Annotated in this window: 1 protein-coding gene; it reads right to left on the minus strand. The window is 74.2% G+C overall.

Annotation, left to right across the window (positions count from 1 at the left end; genetic code table 11):
- Window positions 1–48: 48 nt before the first annotated feature.
- On the minus strand, window positions 49–1194 hold the full coding sequence (locus ACFW1A_RS40500) for a lactonase family protein (protein ID WP_380418744.1): 1146 nt from the start codon (window positions 1192–1194) through the stop codon (window positions 49–51).
- Window positions 1195–1428: the final 234 nt, after the last annotated feature.

Here is a 1428-nt window from a genome sequence, read left to right on the forward strand (position 1 = left end):
GTGCGGGCTCGCGCTCCGCCGCCCGGGCCGCCGGCCGTGCCGGTGGGGTCAGAAGGCCACGATGCCTTCGCCGCCGGCGCCCTCCGGAACCGTCTCGGTGCCGAGCGCGGTGAGGGAGCCGTCGTCGTTGACCGCGAAGGCGTCGAGGATGCCGTTGACGCCGGTCTGGGCGTACAGGTAGTGCCCGTCGGCGGAGACCGCGGCGTCGACGGTGCCGGGGTCGGTCGGGGTGTTGCCCAGGACGGTCAGTTGGCGCCCGCGGTCGGCGGTGCGGACGCCGGTGAGGGTGGAGCTGCCCGCGTTGGAGGCGTAGAGCAGGTCGCGGACGGCGACGATCCAGCAGGTGGCCGCCTGGCCGGTGGCAGCGGAGGCCTCCTGGGTGGCGGTGCCGTCGCGGTGGATCGTGAACGTGGCCACGGCGTTGGTACCCGCCTCGGCCAGGAACAGGCCGTGCCGGCCGTTGGGGACGAAGGCGAACGGCACGGCGCCGGGCAGGCTGGTGGTGACGGGGGTGTCGGCGGGCGCGCCGTCGCGGTCGAGGGCGAAGACCAGGAGGCTGCTGCCGTTCGCCTTGGTGGTGACCACCAGCTGCGAGCCGTCGCCGGTGAAGCCGACCTGTCCGGGGGTGTGGGTGAACTGGGGCGTGGCGTCCGGGTCGAGCCCGAGCGGGCGGTGCCAGGCCTGCTGCGCCTCCAGGCAGCCGTCCTTGACGGTGAAGCCCTGGATCGAGCCGCCGTCCAGGGCGTTGAGCACGTAGACGGTGTCGTCGTGCACGGCGACGCTCACCGGGAAGCGGCCGCCTGAGCCGATCACCTGCTGCAGTGCGAGCCGGTCGCCGTCGACGGAGAAGACGGAGACGGTGTCGCTGCCGGCGTTCACCGCGTACAGCAGGGCGTGGCGCGGGTCGTAGGTGAGGGAGCCCTGGGAGGCGAGGTGGTCGGCGACCGAGCCGTCCAGCACGCCGCCGAGGCCGTTGGTGTCGTAGCTGCCGGCCGGGGTGAGCTGCCCGTCGTCGGCCCGGTGGTAGGCGACGACCTGGTTGCCGGCCGGGTTGTCGGTCTGGACGAACACCGCGTGGTGCCCGCCGTGCGGGTGGCTGTCGCCGTCGTACGCGGCCGCGGCCGACGGGGCGCCGGCGGCTGCCGTGGTGAGCGCGGTCGCGAGGGCCACGGCGAGCCGAGTGATCTTCTGCACGAGGGTGCTGCCTTCCAGGGTCCGGGATCGGTCCCGCCCAGGGCGTGGCGCCGTGGCCGGGGTCAGGGCGGCACCGGTGGCGGGAGTCCCGCTGACGCATGGCACGAGGGAGCTCGCCCTGTTCTCCCTGCCACGGTATGTGACGGTTTGTCATAAATCGCTGAAGGCGGCTGCTCCGTCCCGGGGAGTCGGCCGCCCGGCGACCGGCTCCTCGCGGTCGTCGCCGTCCGCGTC

This window comes from Kitasatospora sp. NPDC058965 (assembly GCF_042741245.1).
Taxonomy (GTDB): Bacteria; Actinomycetota; Actinomycetes; order Streptomycetales; family Streptomycetaceae; genus Kitasatospora.